Consider the following 373-nt stretch of genomic DNA (forward strand, 5'->3'; position numbering starts at 1 on the left):
GGCTTTGCCGTCGCCGCTCTCGGCCAGGCCACCCTTGGCAAGATAACAGCCGGTGAGCGCCAGCCCGAACAGGCGCTGATAGGGTGTAGCGCCGGCGAGCGCTTCACCAGCCCTGTCGTCCGCCAGCGCCTTCAGCAGCCAGCTCGTCGCCTGTTCAAGGTCGGCGATGGCTGCATCGAGCCGCGCGGCCGTTTCGCCGAAACCGTCGAGATTGGAGCGGCGGACGCCGTCGGCGATCTCCTGCAATTCGACGATAAAACCTTTCACCTGATCGCCGCCGGAAAGCGGCAGCTTGCGGGTGACGAGGTCGATCGACTGGATGCCGTTGGTGCCCTCGTAGATCGGCGCGATACGGGCATCGCGGAGATACCGG

At 66.0% G+C, this 373-nt stretch carries 1 protein-coding gene; it reads right to left on the reverse strand.

Annotated elements, in window-relative coordinates:
- Positions 1-373 (reverse strand): acyl-CoA dehydrogenase C-terminal domain-containing protein (locus tag AC5ZG1_RS44740; RefSeq protein ID WP_496136621.1); only part of this gene is annotated, 373 nt, incomplete at both ends.

The sequence above is a fragment of the Bradyrhizobium sp. Leo78 genome, assembly GCF_059512425.1.